Origin of the sequence: Aquipseudomonas guryensis (assembly GCF_014164785.1) — a bacterium.
GTDB lineage: Bacteria > Pseudomonadota > Gammaproteobacteria > Pseudomonadales > Pseudomonadaceae > Aquipseudomonas > Aquipseudomonas guryensis.
Genome location: NZ_JACJFN010000005.1, coordinates 117845 through 131834, shown reverse-complemented (window position 1 = coordinate 131834; position 13990 = coordinate 117845). Strand labels below are relative to the sequence as shown.

General features: G+C 63.0%; 13 protein-coding genes. 9 read left to right on the top strand and 4 right to left on the bottom strand.

Annotated elements, in window-relative coordinates; genetic code table 11:
- Nucleotides 1-3 precede the first annotated feature (3 nt).
- Complete coding sequence (locus H3H45_RS18210; protein WP_182835121.1) at nucleotides 4-783, top strand: substrate-binding periplasmic protein; 780 nt, start codon at nucleotides 4-6, stop codon at nucleotides 781-783.
- 167 nt (nucleotides 784-950) lie between these two features.
- Here the strand turns inward: H3H45_RS18210 and H3H45_RS18205 are convergent, their stop codons facing one another.
- Both H3H45_RS18205 and H3H45_RS18200 read right to left on the bottom strand, forming a co-directional pair.
- A complete protein-coding gene (locus H3H45_RS18205; protein ID WP_182835120.1) occupies nucleotides 951-1733 on the bottom strand; it encodes a type IV pili methyl-accepting chemotaxis transducer N-terminal domain-containing protein in 783 nt (260 codons plus the stop codon).
- A 74-nt stretch (nucleotides 1734-1807) separates the two neighbouring features.
- A complete protein-coding gene (locus tag H3H45_RS18200; RefSeq protein WP_182835119.1) occupies nucleotides 1808-3037 on the bottom strand; it encodes a hypothetical protein in 1230 nt (409 codons plus the stop codon).
- Nucleotides 3038-3384: 347 nt separating this feature from the next.
- Between H3H45_RS18200 and H3H45_RS18195 the strand changes: the two genes are divergently transcribed.
- Nucleotides 3385-4164, top strand: coding sequence for a PhzF family phenazine biosynthesis protein (locus H3H45_RS18195; RefSeq protein WP_182835118.1), 780 nt, complete (start codon nucleotides 3385-3387; stop codon nucleotides 4162-4164).
- A 170-nt stretch (nucleotides 4165-4334) separates the two neighbouring features.
- Here H3H45_RS18195 and H3H45_RS18190 read toward each other — a convergent pair whose 3' ends face one another.
- Complete coding sequence (locus H3H45_RS18190) at nucleotides 4335-5441, bottom strand: ABC transporter ATP-binding protein (protein WP_182835117.1); 1107 nt, start codon at nucleotides 5439-5441, stop codon at nucleotides 4335-4337.
- Entirely contained in the window at nucleotides 5438-6349 is a 912-nt protein-coding gene (gene argF, locus H3H45_RS18185) for an ornithine carbamoyltransferase (RefSeq protein WP_182835116.1), read from the bottom strand. Before argF ends, H3H45_RS18190 begins: the two co-directional genes overlap by 4 nt.
- A gap of 323 nt (nucleotides 6350-6672) precedes the next feature.
- Between argF and H3H45_RS18180 the strand changes: the two genes are divergently transcribed.
- The 7 genes from H3H45_RS18180 to H3H45_RS18150 all read left to right on the top strand — a co-directional run bounded on the left by H3H45_RS18180 (nucleotide 6673) and on the right by H3H45_RS18150 (nucleotide 13990).
- Nucleotides 6673-7104, top strand: coding sequence for a hypothetical protein (locus tag H3H45_RS18180; RefSeq protein ID WP_173208467.1), 432 nt, complete (start codon nucleotides 6673-6675; stop codon nucleotides 7102-7104).
- 184 nt (nucleotides 7105-7288) lie between these two features.
- Nucleotides 7289-9397, top strand: coding sequence for a molybdopterin oxidoreductase family protein (locus H3H45_RS18175; protein ID WP_182835115.1), 2109 nt, complete (start codon nucleotides 7289-7291; stop codon nucleotides 9395-9397).
- Between the two features lie 128 nt (nucleotides 9398-9525).
- Nucleotides 9526-9855 (top strand): Grx4 family monothiol glutaredoxin, encoded by a 330-nt coding sequence (grxD, locus tag H3H45_RS18170; protein WP_182835114.1) that lies wholly within the window; start codon nucleotides 9526-9528, stop codon nucleotides 9853-9855.
- 211 nt (nucleotides 9856-10066) lie between these two features.
- Entirely contained in the window at nucleotides 10067-10318 is a 252-nt protein-coding gene (locus tag H3H45_RS18165; RefSeq protein WP_182835113.1) for a hypothetical protein, read from the top strand.
- Between the two features lie 21 nt (nucleotides 10319-10339).
- Nucleotides 10340-12412 (top strand): Tad domain-containing protein, encoded by a 2073-nt coding sequence (locus H3H45_RS18160; protein WP_182835112.1) that lies wholly within the window; start codon nucleotides 10340-10342, stop codon nucleotides 12410-12412.
- Nucleotides 12409-13326 carry a hypothetical protein gene (locus H3H45_RS18155; RefSeq protein ID WP_182835111.1) on the top strand — a complete coding sequence of 306 codons (918 nt, stop codon included), beginning with the start codon at nucleotides 12409-12411 and terminating at the stop codon, nucleotides 13324-13326. The genes H3H45_RS18160 and H3H45_RS18155 overlap by 4 nt, the downstream gene beginning before the upstream one ends.
- Nucleotides 13319-13990, top strand: a complete 672-nt coding sequence (locus tag H3H45_RS18150) for a hypothetical protein (RefSeq protein WP_182835110.1) — start codon at nucleotides 13319-13321, stop codon at nucleotides 13988-13990. The genes H3H45_RS18155 and H3H45_RS18150 overlap by 8 nt, the downstream gene beginning before the upstream one ends.

Genomic DNA, 13990 nt, shown 5'->3' with positions numbered 1-13990 from the left:
CGCATGTTGCCGCGTAGTTGTCTGGTTGTCGTTCGTGGGTTGCTGTTGCTGCTCGCCGGCTGTGCCGGCACGGCGCGGGCGGAGACGTTGGTGATCGCCGCCGATCTCTGGTGCCCGATCAACTGCCAGCCGGGCGCTGAACGGCCCGGCATCTTCGTCGAGCTGGCGCGGGAGATCTTCGCCGAGTCCGGCATCACGGTGGAATACCAGGCGCTGAACTGGGCGCGCACCCTGCACGAGGTACGCCGTGGCGAGCTGAATGCGGCGATCGGTGCAGGCATCGAGGATGCCCCGGACTTTCTCTTCACCTCCACGCCGGTGGCGCAGTCGCGCAACTGCTTCTTCACCCGTGCCGACTCCACCTGGCGCTTCAACGGTGTGCCGTCGCTGTCCCAGCAGCGTGTCGGCGTGATCAACGACTACAGCTACGGTGATGAGCTGAATGCCTACATCGACCAGCACCGCCACGACAGCGCGCGCATTCAGGTGGCTGCCGGCGACAAGGCGCTGGAGCTGAACCTCGGTAAGTTGCGCTTGGGGCGTCTGGATGTGCTGCTGGAAAACAGCTGGGTGGTGCAGGCCATGCTAGCCCAGCAAGGCAAGGCGGGTGAACTGCGCGAGGCTGGCTGTCGCGAACCGGATGTGCCTATCTACCTGGCCTTCTCCCCGGCGCTACCGAGCAGTGCGCGCTATGTCGAGCTGTTCGAGCAGGGCCTGCAACGCTATCGGGCCGATGGTCGTTTGCAGGCGTTGCTGGATGCCTATGGGGTGGGCCGGCCGTAGTGCGGCGCCCCTACAGATCGGTCTCAGAATCTGTTTACGATTTCGCGAGCTAGAGATAAACGGTGGCGGAAACGGCCGAGGAAGCGGAGTTTACGAATGGTAAATGAGCATTCCGAGGTCGTTTTCAACGCCGTTTAGCCGACGCGCAGCAGATCGTAGGCAGGTTCTCAGGAATCCTGCTGCATGACCTGCTCATAGGCGCTGGTCAGCTCATTCATCTGCCAGAGCAGGGTTTCCGTGGTGGTGGTGATCACCGTCGGCACATAGTGCGAGTCGGCCGACAGGCGGAATCCGGCGCGGGCGAAACGCCACTGCGCCTCGACTTTTTGCAGGGCCTGGCTGATCTGCGCGGTGTTCTGCTGGGCGGCGAGCAGTTCCTGTTGTGCGGTTTCGAACTCTTCGGTGGCTTTCTGCAGTTCCGCTTCCAGCCCTGCGACTGGCAGGCGCCAGCTGACGGCCAGGTAGAGCTTGGCGATGCGCTGGCTGAGCATGCGCTGGCGGCCACTGCGGTTGACCAGGCGGGCGTTCTGGCTGCCGGTGTGTTGCTCGATCAGCTGCACCACCCGCTCACTCTCCGCCAGGAGCTGGTCGCTGAGTTGCAGCAGTTGCACGGCCTGTTCGCGGCTGGGGCGTGATAAGGCCAGTTCGCGATAGACCTGCCAGGTGCTGCCGGCCTGCTCCAGGGCGGCGCGGATATCGGCGTTGGGTGCGTATTCGCTGAGGGCGAGGAAGTTGCTCTCGAAGCGCGCCACGCTCTGGTCGAGCTGCTGGATCGCCACTTCGCTGCGCACTTCGGCGCCGATCATCAGGTAGGTCTTGGCGATACGCTGGCTGAGCATGCGCTGCATGCCGGACAGGTTCATCGCTTCGGCGTCGCTGATCGCCGCCGAGGCGGGCGGGCAGAGCAGGGCGAGCAGTAATAAAAAGGGGGTAAGCAGACGACTGAACATATGAACCTCCAGAGGCGCGTAGCGGCAGGCCGCCACGCGCCAGTCGGGCAGGGCCCCGTTGCGGGGCCGGACTATCAGTAGGTGTATTGCAGTTGCAGCCAGGCCTTGTCGGTGTCGACGGCGAAATCGTCGGCATCGTAGCTGGCGTATTTGACCAGGCCGACCAGGCCCTTAACGCCCGGAATCGGGTGGGCGTAGGACAGGTTGATCTCCTCGCCATACTGGCTGCTGCCTTCCTCGGCGCGGAAGTCGTGGTACCAGGCCTGCAGGCTGCCGCCCAGCAGCGGCACGGTGGCGCCGACATAGGCATCCTTGACGCCATCGGCCGGGGTGACGAGGAACTGGTCAGCCCAACCCTGGAACGCGTGCTTGGTCGCCAGCGGAGTCTGGAAGGCGCGGTTGTCCGGACCTTCGTCGCCGCCCAGCACTTCGTAGCCGGCTTTCAGGGCCACGCCTTTGATGGTGTAACCCAGTTCGGCCAGGTAGTAGTCGCTGTCCAGGTCCAGCGGGTTGTCGGCGTAATCCTTCTGCTGGGCGTATTCCACAGCGTAGCTGACGCCGGCAATGGCGCCGTTCAGGCGCAGGCCGGTGGTCTGGCTGGACTGGGTATTGCCCAGCAGGTTGTCGAGGCCGAGCAGGTAGCTGTAGGCGGTGACGGTCAGTTCCGGCATGGCCACGTACTGGGCGTTGATCAGGTGGCTGTGGCCTTCGATGTTGGCCGGGTTGCCGGCGGTGTCGTACTGGCCGTTGCCGGGGCCGAAGATGGTGTTGATGTTGTCGATGTAGGCGTAGGTCAGGGTCAGCCCGTCGAGGGGCTTGAGCTGGGCCAGGGCGCCGTCGTAGGTCTGCTCGCTCTGGCGCCAGGCCACGCCGCCGACATAGCGCTGGTTGTCCAGGTTGATGCGCTGGCGGCCGAGTACGGCAGCGCCGTACTGGTGGTCGTAGCGCAGCAGGGCCTGGTTGACTTCGCTGCCGTCCGGGTCGGCGACCACCGAGTATTCGCTCTGGCCGTTGCGGGTCTCGTTGTAGGCGGCATCGCCGATGCGGCTGACGTTGTCGGCCTCGATCAGCGCCGACAGGCCGTACCACTTGCCGCTCTGGAAGCCGACGCGGGTGCGCAGGGTCTGGGCATTGGCGTGCTTGAGGGCGTTGTCCTGGTCGACGTGCTCATAGCGATAGCGCGCGTCGAGGATCGGCTTGCCTTCGCTGAACAGGTTGCTGAAGGCCTCTTCGGCAAAGGCGGCGTGACTGAAGGTGGTGCCGGCAATGGCCAGCGACAGCAGGGACAGTTTCATCATGCGCATAGCGGTCTTCCTGTAAGCCAAAAAACACAAAAAAAAACGCCACAGCGTCCACTGCTCCAGAAAGGGAGGGGATGCCATGACGTCGTTGTCGGTTGAGTGGCAGACACGCCGTTGTGCTGACCGGGGTGGGTCATAGCAGGCGGCGTGCCAGGATTTATAAGCTCATGATTTATTAAGATTTAATGAATTTTTAAGAACTTTTTGCGATTTATACATGCACTGCGCTTGCTCGTAGTGCATTGATACAGTGCAGCTGTAGTGCAGGAAAAGTGGGCTACTGTACCGGGCGCCAGACTGGCGGAAACGGCATGCTGCCGAGCATTCAACGACCGCCACGGAACCGCACCATGCACCTGCAATTCCACCAGATCGACGCCTTCACCAGTCGCCCCTTCAGCGGTAATCCGGCCATGGTCTATCGCCTGGACGCCTGGCTGGCTGACAGCCTGATGCAGCAGATCGCCGCCGAGCACAACCTGGCCGAGACTGCTTTCGTGGTGCGCGAAGGGGCCGTCTGGCATATTCGCTGGTTCACCCCGACCACCGAAGTACCGCTCTGTGGCCATGCCACCCTGGCGACCGCCCATGTGCTGTTCGAGTTGTATGGGGAGCCGGGCGAGCGCCTGGACTTCATCTGCAAGTCCGGGGCCCTCAGCGTGGCGCGCGAGGCAGGCCGGCTGGTGCTGGACTTTCCGGCGCTGCCTGCCGCTGAGGTGGCGGTCAGTGTCGCGCTGGAGCAGGCCCTGGGCGTGCCGGTAATGGCAGCGCGGCAGGGCAATGAGTTGCTCGCGGTGCTGGAGTCGGAGCAGGCGGTGCGCGCCTGCCAGCCGGACATGCAAGCCCTGGCCAGGCTGCCGGGGCTGGGGGTGATCGTCACCGCGGCGGGGCTCCAGCATGACTTCGTCTCGCGCTACTTCGCGCCGGCTATCGGCATCGACGAAGATCCGGTGACCGGCTCCACCCACTGCCTGCTGATTCCCTACTGGGCGGAGCGGTTGGGCAAGAGCGAACTCAGCGCTTTCCAGTGCTCGGCGCGCGGGGGTGAGCTGCACTGTCGCCTGGACGGTGAGCGGGTGAAAATCGCCGGCCAGGCCGTGCTGGTGGCGGGCGGCACGCTGTTTCTGTAAATGAGTGGTTTAGCTGCACAGCCTAGGAAAGCACCGGTGTACTTGTAGGAGCCAGCTTGCTGGCGATCCAGGCGGCAAGCATCGCCAGCAAGCTGGCTCCTACACAGGCGACGAGGCCTCGCGGCAGGCGGTGCGCGAGTGCAATCGGCCCTGTGCCGCTGAGCTTTCCTTCAGTTACTGGTAACGCGGCGTACGCCGGACTCGGCCAGGTTGACCTGGGCGGCCACGCTGCCCTGCACCGGGAACACCACCAGGTGGTCGGCGGCGACGCGAATGCCGACTTGCTGGCCCGGCAAATGATCGGCGTGGCTGGGGAAGATGGCTTCCAGCTGGGTGCCGGTCGGCAGTTGCAAGCGGTACAGGGTGGCGGCGCCGAGGAAGGTCTTGCCGACGATCTGCGCCTTCTGCTCGCTGTCCGGGGCGTAGACGATGTCGTCCGGGCGCAGCAGCACGTCCACCGAGCTGCCGGGTGCCCAGGTGTAGGCACGATTGCCGTGGATGATGCCCAGCTCGGTCTGCACCGTGTCCGGGCTCTGCAGCAGGCCACGGATGAAGTAGCCCTGGCCGACGAAGCTGGCGACGAAGGGCGTCAGTGGCTCGTGGTAGAGGTTGTAGGGCGTGTCCCACTGCTCCAGCCGGCCATCCTTGAACACGCCAACATGGTCGCTGACGGCGAAGGCTTCTTCCTGGTCATGGGTGACCAGGATGGCGCTGGTGCCGCGCGCCTTGAGGATGTCACGCACCTCGTGGCTGAGCCGGCGGCGCAGCTCGCCGTCGAGGTTGGAGAAGGGCTCGTCGAGCAACAGCAGTTGCGGTTCCGGTGCCAGGGCGCGAGCCAGCGAGACGCGCTGCTGCTGGCCGCCGGACAGCTCATGGGGATAGCGCTTGCTCAGGTGCGTGAGCTTGACCAGTTCCAGCAACTCGGCAGTGATCTGTTCGCGGCGTGGATGCTTGCGGATGCCGAAGGCGATGTTCTCTGCCACCGACAGATGGGGGAACAGCGCGTAGTCCTGGAACACCATGCCGATCCGGCGTTTCTCCGGGGCCAGGGTGTAGCCAGCGCGGGAGATCACTTCACCGGCCAGCTCGATCTCGCCCTCCAGCAGCGGTTCGAAGCCGGCGATGGCGCGCAGGGTGGTGGTCTTGCCGCAGCCTGAGGGGCCAAGCAGGCAGCCGATGTCGCCGGCATTCAGGTGCAGGTTGAGCTGCTGCACCACGGGGTGTTCCTGATAGCCGCAGGCCAGGCCACGCAGGCTGAGCAGCAGGGACTGGCTCATGCCTGGGGTGCGACGAGGAATTCGAGCAGGGCTTTCTGCGCATGCAGGCGGTTTTCAGCCTGGTCCCAGGCAAAGGCGCGCGGGTCGTCGAGCAGGTCCAGGCTGATTTCTTCGCCACGGTGGGCTGGCAGGCAATGCAGGAAGATCACCGCAGGGTCGGCGGCATCCAGCAGGGCGCGGTTGACCTGGTAGGGGGCGAACAGCTTGAGGCGCTTGGCACTTTCCTCTTCCTGGCCCATGGAGGTCCACACGTCGGTACTCACCAGATGGGCGCCTGCCACGGCGGCGCGCGGATCGCGGACTATCTGCACGCGCTCGCCGGCGGCTTTGATGAATTCGGCCTTCGGCTCGTACCCTTCGGGACAGGCCACGCGCAGCTGGAAATCGAACTGCTGTGCCGCTTCGATATAGGTGTTGCACATGTTGTTGCCGTCGCCGATCCAGGCCACGGTCTTGCCGGCGATGCTGCCGCGCTGCTCGACGAAGGTCTGCATGTCGGCCAGCAACTGGCAGGGATGCAGGTCGTCGGACAGGCCGTTGATCAGCGGTACCCGCGAATGGGCGGCAAATTCGGTCAGGCTGCTGTGGGCGAAGGTGCGAATCATCACCGCATCGAGCATGCGCGACATGACGATGGCCGTGTCGCCGATCGGCTCGCCGCGGCCCAGCTGGGTATCTCGCGGGGAGAGGAAGATGGCCTGGCCACCGAGCTGGATCATGCCGGCTTCGAACGACAGGCGGGTGCGGGTCGAGGCCTTCTCGAAGATCATCCCCAGCACACGATTCTTTAGCGGCTCATGTAGCACGCCACGCTGGCGCAGGTCCTTCAGCTCGATGGCGCGACGGATCAGTCCACTCAGTTCCTGAGGGGTGCAATCCATCAACGAGAGAAAGTGCCTGGTGCTCATCATTCACTACCTTAGTTTTTACGATTGTCGTGGCGGCGGTTTTTCCGGGGAAAAGCACGCCGTACAGCGGCTGGAGCCGCGTGGGGACGACAAATGGGGAGGCGCGATCTTATAAGGAAATGACGAGCCGGGGCAAATGAGCGGCCCTGCCATGTATTGCAACTGGCCGAGTCAGCAGATTATTGCCACTGCGGGCGATGTCACAAAAGTGACATGCAGGCTTGCTGGCCTAGGTTCCCGGCTCCTACCATGCGCGCCGCCTGACTAGGCACTTCAAGCCCTGCAACAGGGCACATGGATAGATCAATGCAAAGGAGTCTTGCATGAAACACGTAGCCTATGCCGCCGCTTTTTCCGCCCTCGCTCTGCTGACTGGCTGTGCCAGCCAGAACTACAGCCAGCCGAGCGCACCGCTGAATGGTGAAGTACAAACTAACCTGAAAGCGGACGTGAAAGTCGGCGAGTCCATCACGGGCGAGTCCTCGGTGAACATCCTCTTCGGTCTGTTCAAGCTGGGTGGCGATACCCAGTTCGCCGACGGCGTGACCTATGGTGGCGGCGAAGGTGGTTTCGCCCTGGGTCTGGACCCGGTGGCTGCTGCCAAATCCGCGGCTGCCTTCAAGGCCGTCAAATCCTCCGGTGCCGACCTGATCGTCGCGCCGCGCTACGAAGTGAGCGTGCAGGATTACATGGTGTACAAGGCCGTCAACGTCAAAGTGACCGGCAACAAAGGCACCATCAGCGCCATTCGTTGATCTGCCGGGCTACTCGGCTGCCTGCAGTCGAGCCCGGCCTGATCGATTGATGCGCTGTTGAATCGGTGGGCATGATGCCCACCGATTCATGAAACGCAGGCCACTGGCCAAGCATTCCTTCTGCCTCCATAGTCTTGTTTCCACGACCTGACCGGTCGTCTCGAACAAGAAGATGAGGCCAGCCATGAGCAAGACCCTCCACCACCGTGCCTGCCACCTGTGCGAGGCTATCTGCGGTCTGACCATCGAAACCGAACGCCTGGCCGACGGCAGCCAGCAGATCCTGTCGATCAAGGGCGACGCCCAGGACAGCTTCAGTCGTGGCCATATCTGCCCCAAGGCCGTGGCTCTGCAAGACATCCAGCACGACCCCGACCGCCTGCGTCAGCCCATGCGCCGCCATGGCAGCGAATGGCAGCCGATTGGCTGGGACGAGGCCTTTGCCCTGGTCGCCGAGCGCCTGGCGGCCATCCAGGAGCAACACGGCAAGAACGCCGTGGCCATCTACCAGGGCAACCCCAGCGTGCACAACTATGGGCTGATGACCCACAGCAACTACTTCCTCGGCCAGTTGAAGACGCGCAACCGCTATTCCGCCACCTCGGTGGATCAGTTGCCGCACCACCTGACCAGCTACCTGATGTACGGTCACGGTTTCCTGCTGCCGATCCCGGACATCGATCACACCCAGTTCATGCTGATCCTCGGCGGCAACCCGCTGGCGTCCAACGGCAGCCTGATGACCGTGCCGGACGTGGAGAAACGCCTCAAGGCGCTCAAGGCCCGCGGCGGCAAGCTGGTGGTGGTCGACCCGCGCCGCAGCGAGACAGCGGCAATGGCCAACCAGCATGTGTTCGTCCGCCCCGGCAACGATGCAGCCTTGCTCCTGGGCCTGCTCAATACCCTGTTCGACGAGGGCCTGACCCGCGCCAGCCACCTGCCGGTCAATGGCCTGGAGCAGGTGCGGGCGGCGATTGCCGAGTTCACGGCCGAGGCCATGAGCGGCCGCTGTGGCGTGCCGGCGGCGACCATCCGCCAACTGGCGCGGGACTTCGCCGCAGCCGACTCGGCGGTGTGCTACGGGCGCATGGGCGTATCGACCCAGGCCTTCGGCAGCCTGTGTCACTGGCTGATCCAGCTGATCAACCTGGTTACCGGCAATCTCGACCAACCGGGCGGGGCGCTGTGCACCACGCCGGCGCTGGACCTGGTGGCGACCACCTCCGGCGGCCATTTCAATGTCTGGCAGAGCCGGGTATCCGGCCTGCCAGAATATGGCGGTGAGCTGCCGGTGGCGGCCCTGGCCGAAGAGATGCTCACCCCTGGCGAAGGCCAGGTGCGTGCGCTGATCACCGTGGCCGGCAACCCGGTGCTGTCCACCCCCAATGGTCGCCAGCTGGAGCAGGCGCTGGAGGGGCTGGAGTTCATGCTCAGCATCGACCTCTATATAAATGAAACCACCCGCTATGCCGACCTGATCCTGCCGCCCACCGCGCCGCTGGAGCACGAGCACTACGACAGCACCTTCAATGCCTTCGCCGTACGCAACGTCACCCGCTTCAACGAGGCGGTGCTGGACAAGCCGGCCGGGGCGCTGGACGACTGGGAAATATTCGTCGGTCTGGCCCAGGCCTTCGCTGCCAAGGTCGGCAATGAACTGAAACCGACCAAGGCGCCGGAGCAGATGATCGATATGGGCGTGCGCTTCGGCCCTTACGGCGACCAGTCGCCATACAAGCTCAGCCTGGCGGCCATCCGCGAGCAGCCCCATGGCATCGACCTGGGGCCGCTGCAGCCAAACCTGGGCGAGCGCCTGAAAACCGAATCCAAGGCTGTCGAAGCGGCGCCGGCGCTACTGGTCGCCGACCTCGCGCGCTTCGCCGCGCAACCGCAGGCGGGTGAGGGCGAGCTGATGCTGATTGGCCGCCGCCATGTACGCAGCAACAACTCCTGGATGCACAACTACCAGCGCCTGGTGAAGGGCAAGCCGCGCCACCAGTTGCTGATGCATCCGCAGGACATGGCCGGACGTAGCCTCAGCGATGGCCAGCGGGTGCGCATCGAGTCGCGGGTGGGTGCCATCGAGGTCGAGGTGCTCGGCAGCGAGGATATGATGCCCGGCGTGGTCAGCCTGCCACACGGTTGGGGCCATGCCCGCCCGGGTGTGCAGATGGCGATTGCCAGCGCCCAGCCGGGTGCCAGCGCCAACGACCTGACCGACGAGCGTCATCTGGATGCGGTATCCGGTAACGCGGCACTGAACGGGGTGCCGGTGCGTATCCAGGCGGCCTGAGGCTTTTGTCCCTCTGGCTCTAGTGGGCGAGGGGGGCAGAGCAAGCCCGAGCCCACTAGTGGGTTTTTCGGTTACAATCGCGCCCATCCTGTCCGGTGCAGTCCGGGAAAGTTCAGACGAGGTGAGTCGTGGATATTATCGATACCATCAAAGATCAAATCGCCAACAACACCATTCTGCTGTACATGAAAGGCTCGCCGAATGCGCCGCAGTGCGGTTTTTCGTCGAAAGCCGCGCAGGTGGTGATGGCCTGTGGCGAGAAGTTCGCCTATGTGGACATCCTGCAAAACCCGGAAATCCGCGCCAACCTGCCGAAGTACGCCAACTGGCCGACTTTCCCGCAGCTGTGGGTAGCCGGCGAACTGGTCGGCGGCAGCGACATCATGACCGAGATGTTCGAGAAGGGTGAGCTGCAGACCCTGATCAAGGAAGCCGCACAGAAGGCCAGCGCCGAGTAATTCGTTGCTGGAACCAAAAGACCGATGCCCAAGCATCGGTTTTTTTTGCCTGGAATTTGGCTTGCGCCATAGTTGCGCGATTTAAAATCTGATCAATCAGACAGAGTCAAGCTGTTTGTCTAACTTTTTTGCGCCAATTTCCTACAACTTTGGTAGTGTATCGGCCATCTGCCATAGATTCGCCATAACCAATAAAAACGGGAGTATTTCCATGAATATCAAAGCGCGCGCACGTCAGCTGGGTCAGGGCATGACCGAGTACATCATCATCGTGGCGCTGATCGCGATCGCTGCCATCGTCGTCTACAACCTGTTCGGCGATACCGTGCGTGGGCAGGTGGGTGATATGGCGGCGGAGCTGGGTGGTCAGACCGCTACCGACCAGGGTGCAGCGGCGGGTACTGAAGCAGGTGCCGAAGCGGCTGAGGACTACGAGTTGGGTGACTTCAAGCAGGCCGAATAAGAGCAAGCCTAGATTGCTCCCATGAAGCGTTCAGCCCAGAAAGGGCAGGCCATGGTTTTTGGCCTGCTCTTTTTCGGTGTGGCACTGGTGGCGATGCTGCTGGTGTACAACCACGGCATCCTCAGCCGTGATCGCGTGCAGCTGGAAAACGCCGCCGATGCGGCGGTGTATTCCCAGGCCAAGTTGTTCGCCCGCAACCAGAACTTCATCGCCTACACCAACCGCGCCATGGTCGCCAACGAGCTGTCGGTGGGGCAGATGGTGGCGATGCTGTCGTGGTCAAAGCGCTACAAGACCATTCCCAGCTGGGTCGATTCCTTCCCGGCGTACCAGATTCCCATAGTCCCGCCTTCGCCACGGCCGACCCTGGCCGATGTGCTCAAGCTGGCCTATCTGCCCTACATCATCCTCGGCTACGGGGTGGAGGCGGTGAGCAAGCCGCTGGTGGGCTTCTATCCGACCACCGTGTCGTACTTCAACATGGCCCTGTCCATGTTTCAGAAGGCCTTTGCCGTGGCCACGGTGGAGTCGCAGATTGAAGGCATGATCGAAGTGGTGGAGGCGCACCAGAATCCGTCGAACGCCGATCCCGACGATGACCTTTATATACCGCTGCTGGGCTACTACTTCCTGACCCAGAATGCGGCGTTGACTTACTTCGGCGATACCTTCAGCTACGAGAACCTCTACAGCCAGGCCAGCAGCGCCATGAACAGCGGTGGCGCGGCGGGAGGTGGCGCGGCCGAACCCTCTACCACCGACGAGGTGGTCGGCTCTTTCCTCGGCGGCCTCAACGGGCCGGAAACCATGCTGGTGGATACCAACCCGGATCGCTACAAGAAGAAGGCCGGAGCCGCCGATCCGCCGCCCAATGACGACGCCAAGGAGGCCTACAAGCACTTCGCCGCCATCGTCAACGACAACCGCAACGACTGGCTGGCCGATCGCCATTTCAATCTGGGGCCGCCGGCGATCAGCTCGCCGGAGATTCCGATTTTCCTCGGCCCGTTGACCATCAAGTTCAGCCTGACTCTTGAGGTCGGCTCGTTCAACGATGGCGGCACAGCCTACCGTTACAACCCCTTGCGTACCAGCAGCACGGGCGATGGTATCGAGCGCTATGGCTGGACCTCGATCGACATGACCTCGCTTGGCTTCAAGCTGGATATCGATCTTTCCGTCGAGCTGTGCCTGTGGTTCCCGGTGGTTGGCACCGAATGCTTCACCATCATCGACGGGACGATTCCCATCCACATGGGGCTACCCATCAGCGGGGCGACCGAACAGTTGGTGGCCGAGGACCTGGACGCCATGCGCGCCGGGCCGCAATGGGGCTTTCCAGGGATGCAATACCTGGACATGGCACCGGGCATGTACGGCGAAACCTTCGACCTGGTGCATGCGGTGACCTATCTGTGGGGTAACGTGCGCAATATCTACGGCAGCATTCCCGCCGATGTGGCGAAGAACTATGCCGGACCGCCATCGTTCTTCGGCCTCAATGATTCCTTTGCCGATTCTGGTACCAGCCATGAGTTCAGCATTGCGGTGGCCAAGAAGCTCAGCGATGTGCCCACCACCGACAGCCCCGACGGCCTCAACCTGAATGGCTCATCTGGTACCAATCTGCATCGCTTCCAGCTGGACACCACCAGTGCCAGCGAGGGTGATGCGGTGGCCACGGCCTACGCCACGGTGATGTGGCAGGAGCCGGATGCACTGATGACCGTGTCCTCGGCCGAGACCTATTTCGCCAGCCCGCGGGATGGCGAGGTGGCGAGCCAGTTCAGCCCGTTCTGGGACGCGCGCCTACGTGAACCGAGCAAGATCACCATGATGATCGCCAGTGGTGATGTCGATCCTTTCACCTTGCTCAGTGAGCTCAACCTGTCGGGCGGCATCATGGGCGTCGCCGAGTATGTGGTGGATACCGCCATCGGCGCATTGGCCGACCCGGCCAAGGAACGCCTGCTGAAGACCATCAAACCACCGGTGAAAATGTTCGCCGAGGAAGTGGTCGACGAGGTGATGGATGAGGTGACCGGCACGGCCAAGGATGCCTTGATGGGCGAGCTGGAGAGCTATGTGCCATGAGCCTCGCTCAGCGTGATCTGCCCAGGGCCAGCAGCGGCCAGGCCATGACCGAGTTCGTGGTCATGACCAGTGGCGTGTTGCTGGTGCTGTTCCTGATCGTGCCGGGGCTGGCCAAGCTGCTCGACATGAGCTTCCAGACCCAGGTAATGGCCCGTTATGTGGCCTGGGAGCGCACCGTCTGGTACGACAACGGCGACCAGCCGGGTGAAACCACCGAGCCCGGCTATGACATCGCCATCCGCAGCGATGCAGCGATTTCCGGTACTGCCGAGAAGCGCCTGCTGACCTTCAGCAGTGTGCCGCAAACTCTCAGTGCCAGTGATGTGTCCGGTATTGCCACCGGCGAGAAGCATGCCCTGTGGCGCTGGAGCAATGGCCAGCAGATGCTCAGCGGCGGCGGTTTGACCGGTGGCAGCCTGAGCCCGCAGGAAACCCCCTCGTTCGCCTACGACGTGCTGGAGGTCTACAACGACGGCATGGATCTGCTGATGACGCCGCTGACCATGCTGAAGATCCAGAACGATGATGACTTTCTGCAGGTTGCCCACCCGCAGGACAACTACTTCACGCCCAACGTCACCGCCAGCGTCAATCTCGGTAACGGTGGCCTGGAGACGATCGACGGACGCGGCTTTCTCGGCCCGGAATACCTGCCGTCTGGCCTGACGATGCGTGCCAACAGTGCCGTGCTGGCCGATGGCTGGAATGCCCAGGGCGATCATCACTTCAAGGAGCGGGTGGACGACTTCGCCATCGGCACCATGATGGACAACGCGGTGGTGAATGCCGCCATCGATGTGATCGGGCTGTTCGAGCCCTCATTCAATGATGTGGACTTCGGTTATGTCGGTATCGAGCCGCTGCCCGATGCTGACGTGGATTGCGACTTTGGCTTCTGTTACTTCGATGAATAACCCTCGGCTGGGCGCGCTGGTGTTTGCCGCGGCGCTGTCCTGCGCCGAGCCACTGCGGGCGGACTGCGACTTCGATGAGTTCCCACTGCTGGAAGGCATGCAGGTAGCCAGCATTGCCGAGAACATGCAGTGGAACAACGTGCCGATGAGCGTCAAGGGCTTCCAGGTCGAGGCGCCCCCGGAGGCGGTAAAGGGCTTCTATGGCGAGCGCTGGGAAGGCGAGGTCGACTTCAGCGAGTTCGGCCCCTGGCAGCAGATCATGCACCTCACCGAAGACTGCATGATGATGGTGCAGCTGCAGGGCCAGGGCACGCAGAGCATGGGCCGGCTGATGCTGGTCAACCCGCCGGACGAGGAGATGGTCAGCCGCCCGCTGGGCAGTGGCGTGCCGATTCCACCCGATGCTGCGGTGGTCTCCGACATGCAGAACCAGGACCGTTTCCGGGATGGGCAAATGGTCATGCTGGCCAGTTCCAACACCCTGGAAGATTCGGTGAGCTGGTACGAGAGCGAGATGGCGCGTAATGGCTGGCAGCTCAACCGCCGGCTGGTGCGGCAGAACGACGCCACGCTGATCTACAGCGAAGGGCGCGAACAGCTGTCGATCGTGTTCCTGCGCCATCAGGAATTCACCCAGATCCTGCTCAACCGGATGGATCGCTGA

Bases quoted from the DNA above. Each gene is read 5' to 3' on its own strand.
- H3H45_RS18190 (WP_182835117.1), bottom strand. From the start codon at position 5,441: ATGAGCCAGTCCCTGCTGCTCAGCCTGCGTGGCCTGGCCTGCGGCTAT.
- H3H45_RS18150 (WP_182835110.1), top strand. From the start codon at position 13,319: ATGAATAACCCTCGGCTGGGCGCGCTGGTGTTTGCCGCGGCGCTGTCC.
- H3H45_RS18180 (WP_173208467.1), top strand. From the start codon at position 6,673: ATGAAACACGTAGCCTATGCCGCCGCTTTTTCCGCCCTCGCTCTGCTG.
- H3H45_RS18205 (WP_182835120.1), bottom strand. From the start codon at position 1,733: ATGTTCAGTCGTCTGCTTACCCCCTTTTTATTACTGCTCGCCCTGCTC.
- argF (WP_182835116.1), bottom strand. From the start codon at position 6,349: ATGAGCACCAGGCACTTTCTCTCGTTGATGGATTGCACCCCTCAGGAA.
- H3H45_RS18195 (WP_182835118.1), top strand. From the start codon at position 3,385: ATGCACCTGCAATTCCACCAGATCGACGCCTTCACCAGTCGCCCCTTC.
- H3H45_RS18165 (WP_182835113.1), top strand. From the start codon at position 10,067: ATGAATATCAAAGCGCGCGCACGTCAGCTGGGTCAGGGCATGACCGAG.
- H3H45_RS18160 (WP_182835112.1), top strand. From the start codon at position 10,340: ATGAAGCGTTCAGCCCAGAAAGGGCAGGCCATGGTTTTTGGCCTGCTC.
- H3H45_RS18155 (WP_182835111.1), top strand. From the start codon at position 12,409: ATGAGCCTCGCTCAGCGTGATCTGCCCAGGGCCAGCAGCGGCCAGGCC.
- H3H45_RS18175 (WP_182835115.1), top strand. From the start codon at position 7,289: ATGAGCAAGACCCTCCACCACCGTGCCTGCCACCTGTGCGAGGCTATC.
- H3H45_RS18210 (WP_182835121.1), top strand. From the start codon at position 4: ATGTTGCCGCGTAGTTGTCTGGTTGTCGTTCGTGGGTTGCTGTTGCTG.
- H3H45_RS18200 (WP_182835119.1), bottom strand. From the start codon at position 3,037: ATGCGCATGATGAAACTGTCCCTGCTGTCGCTGGCCATTGCCGGCACC.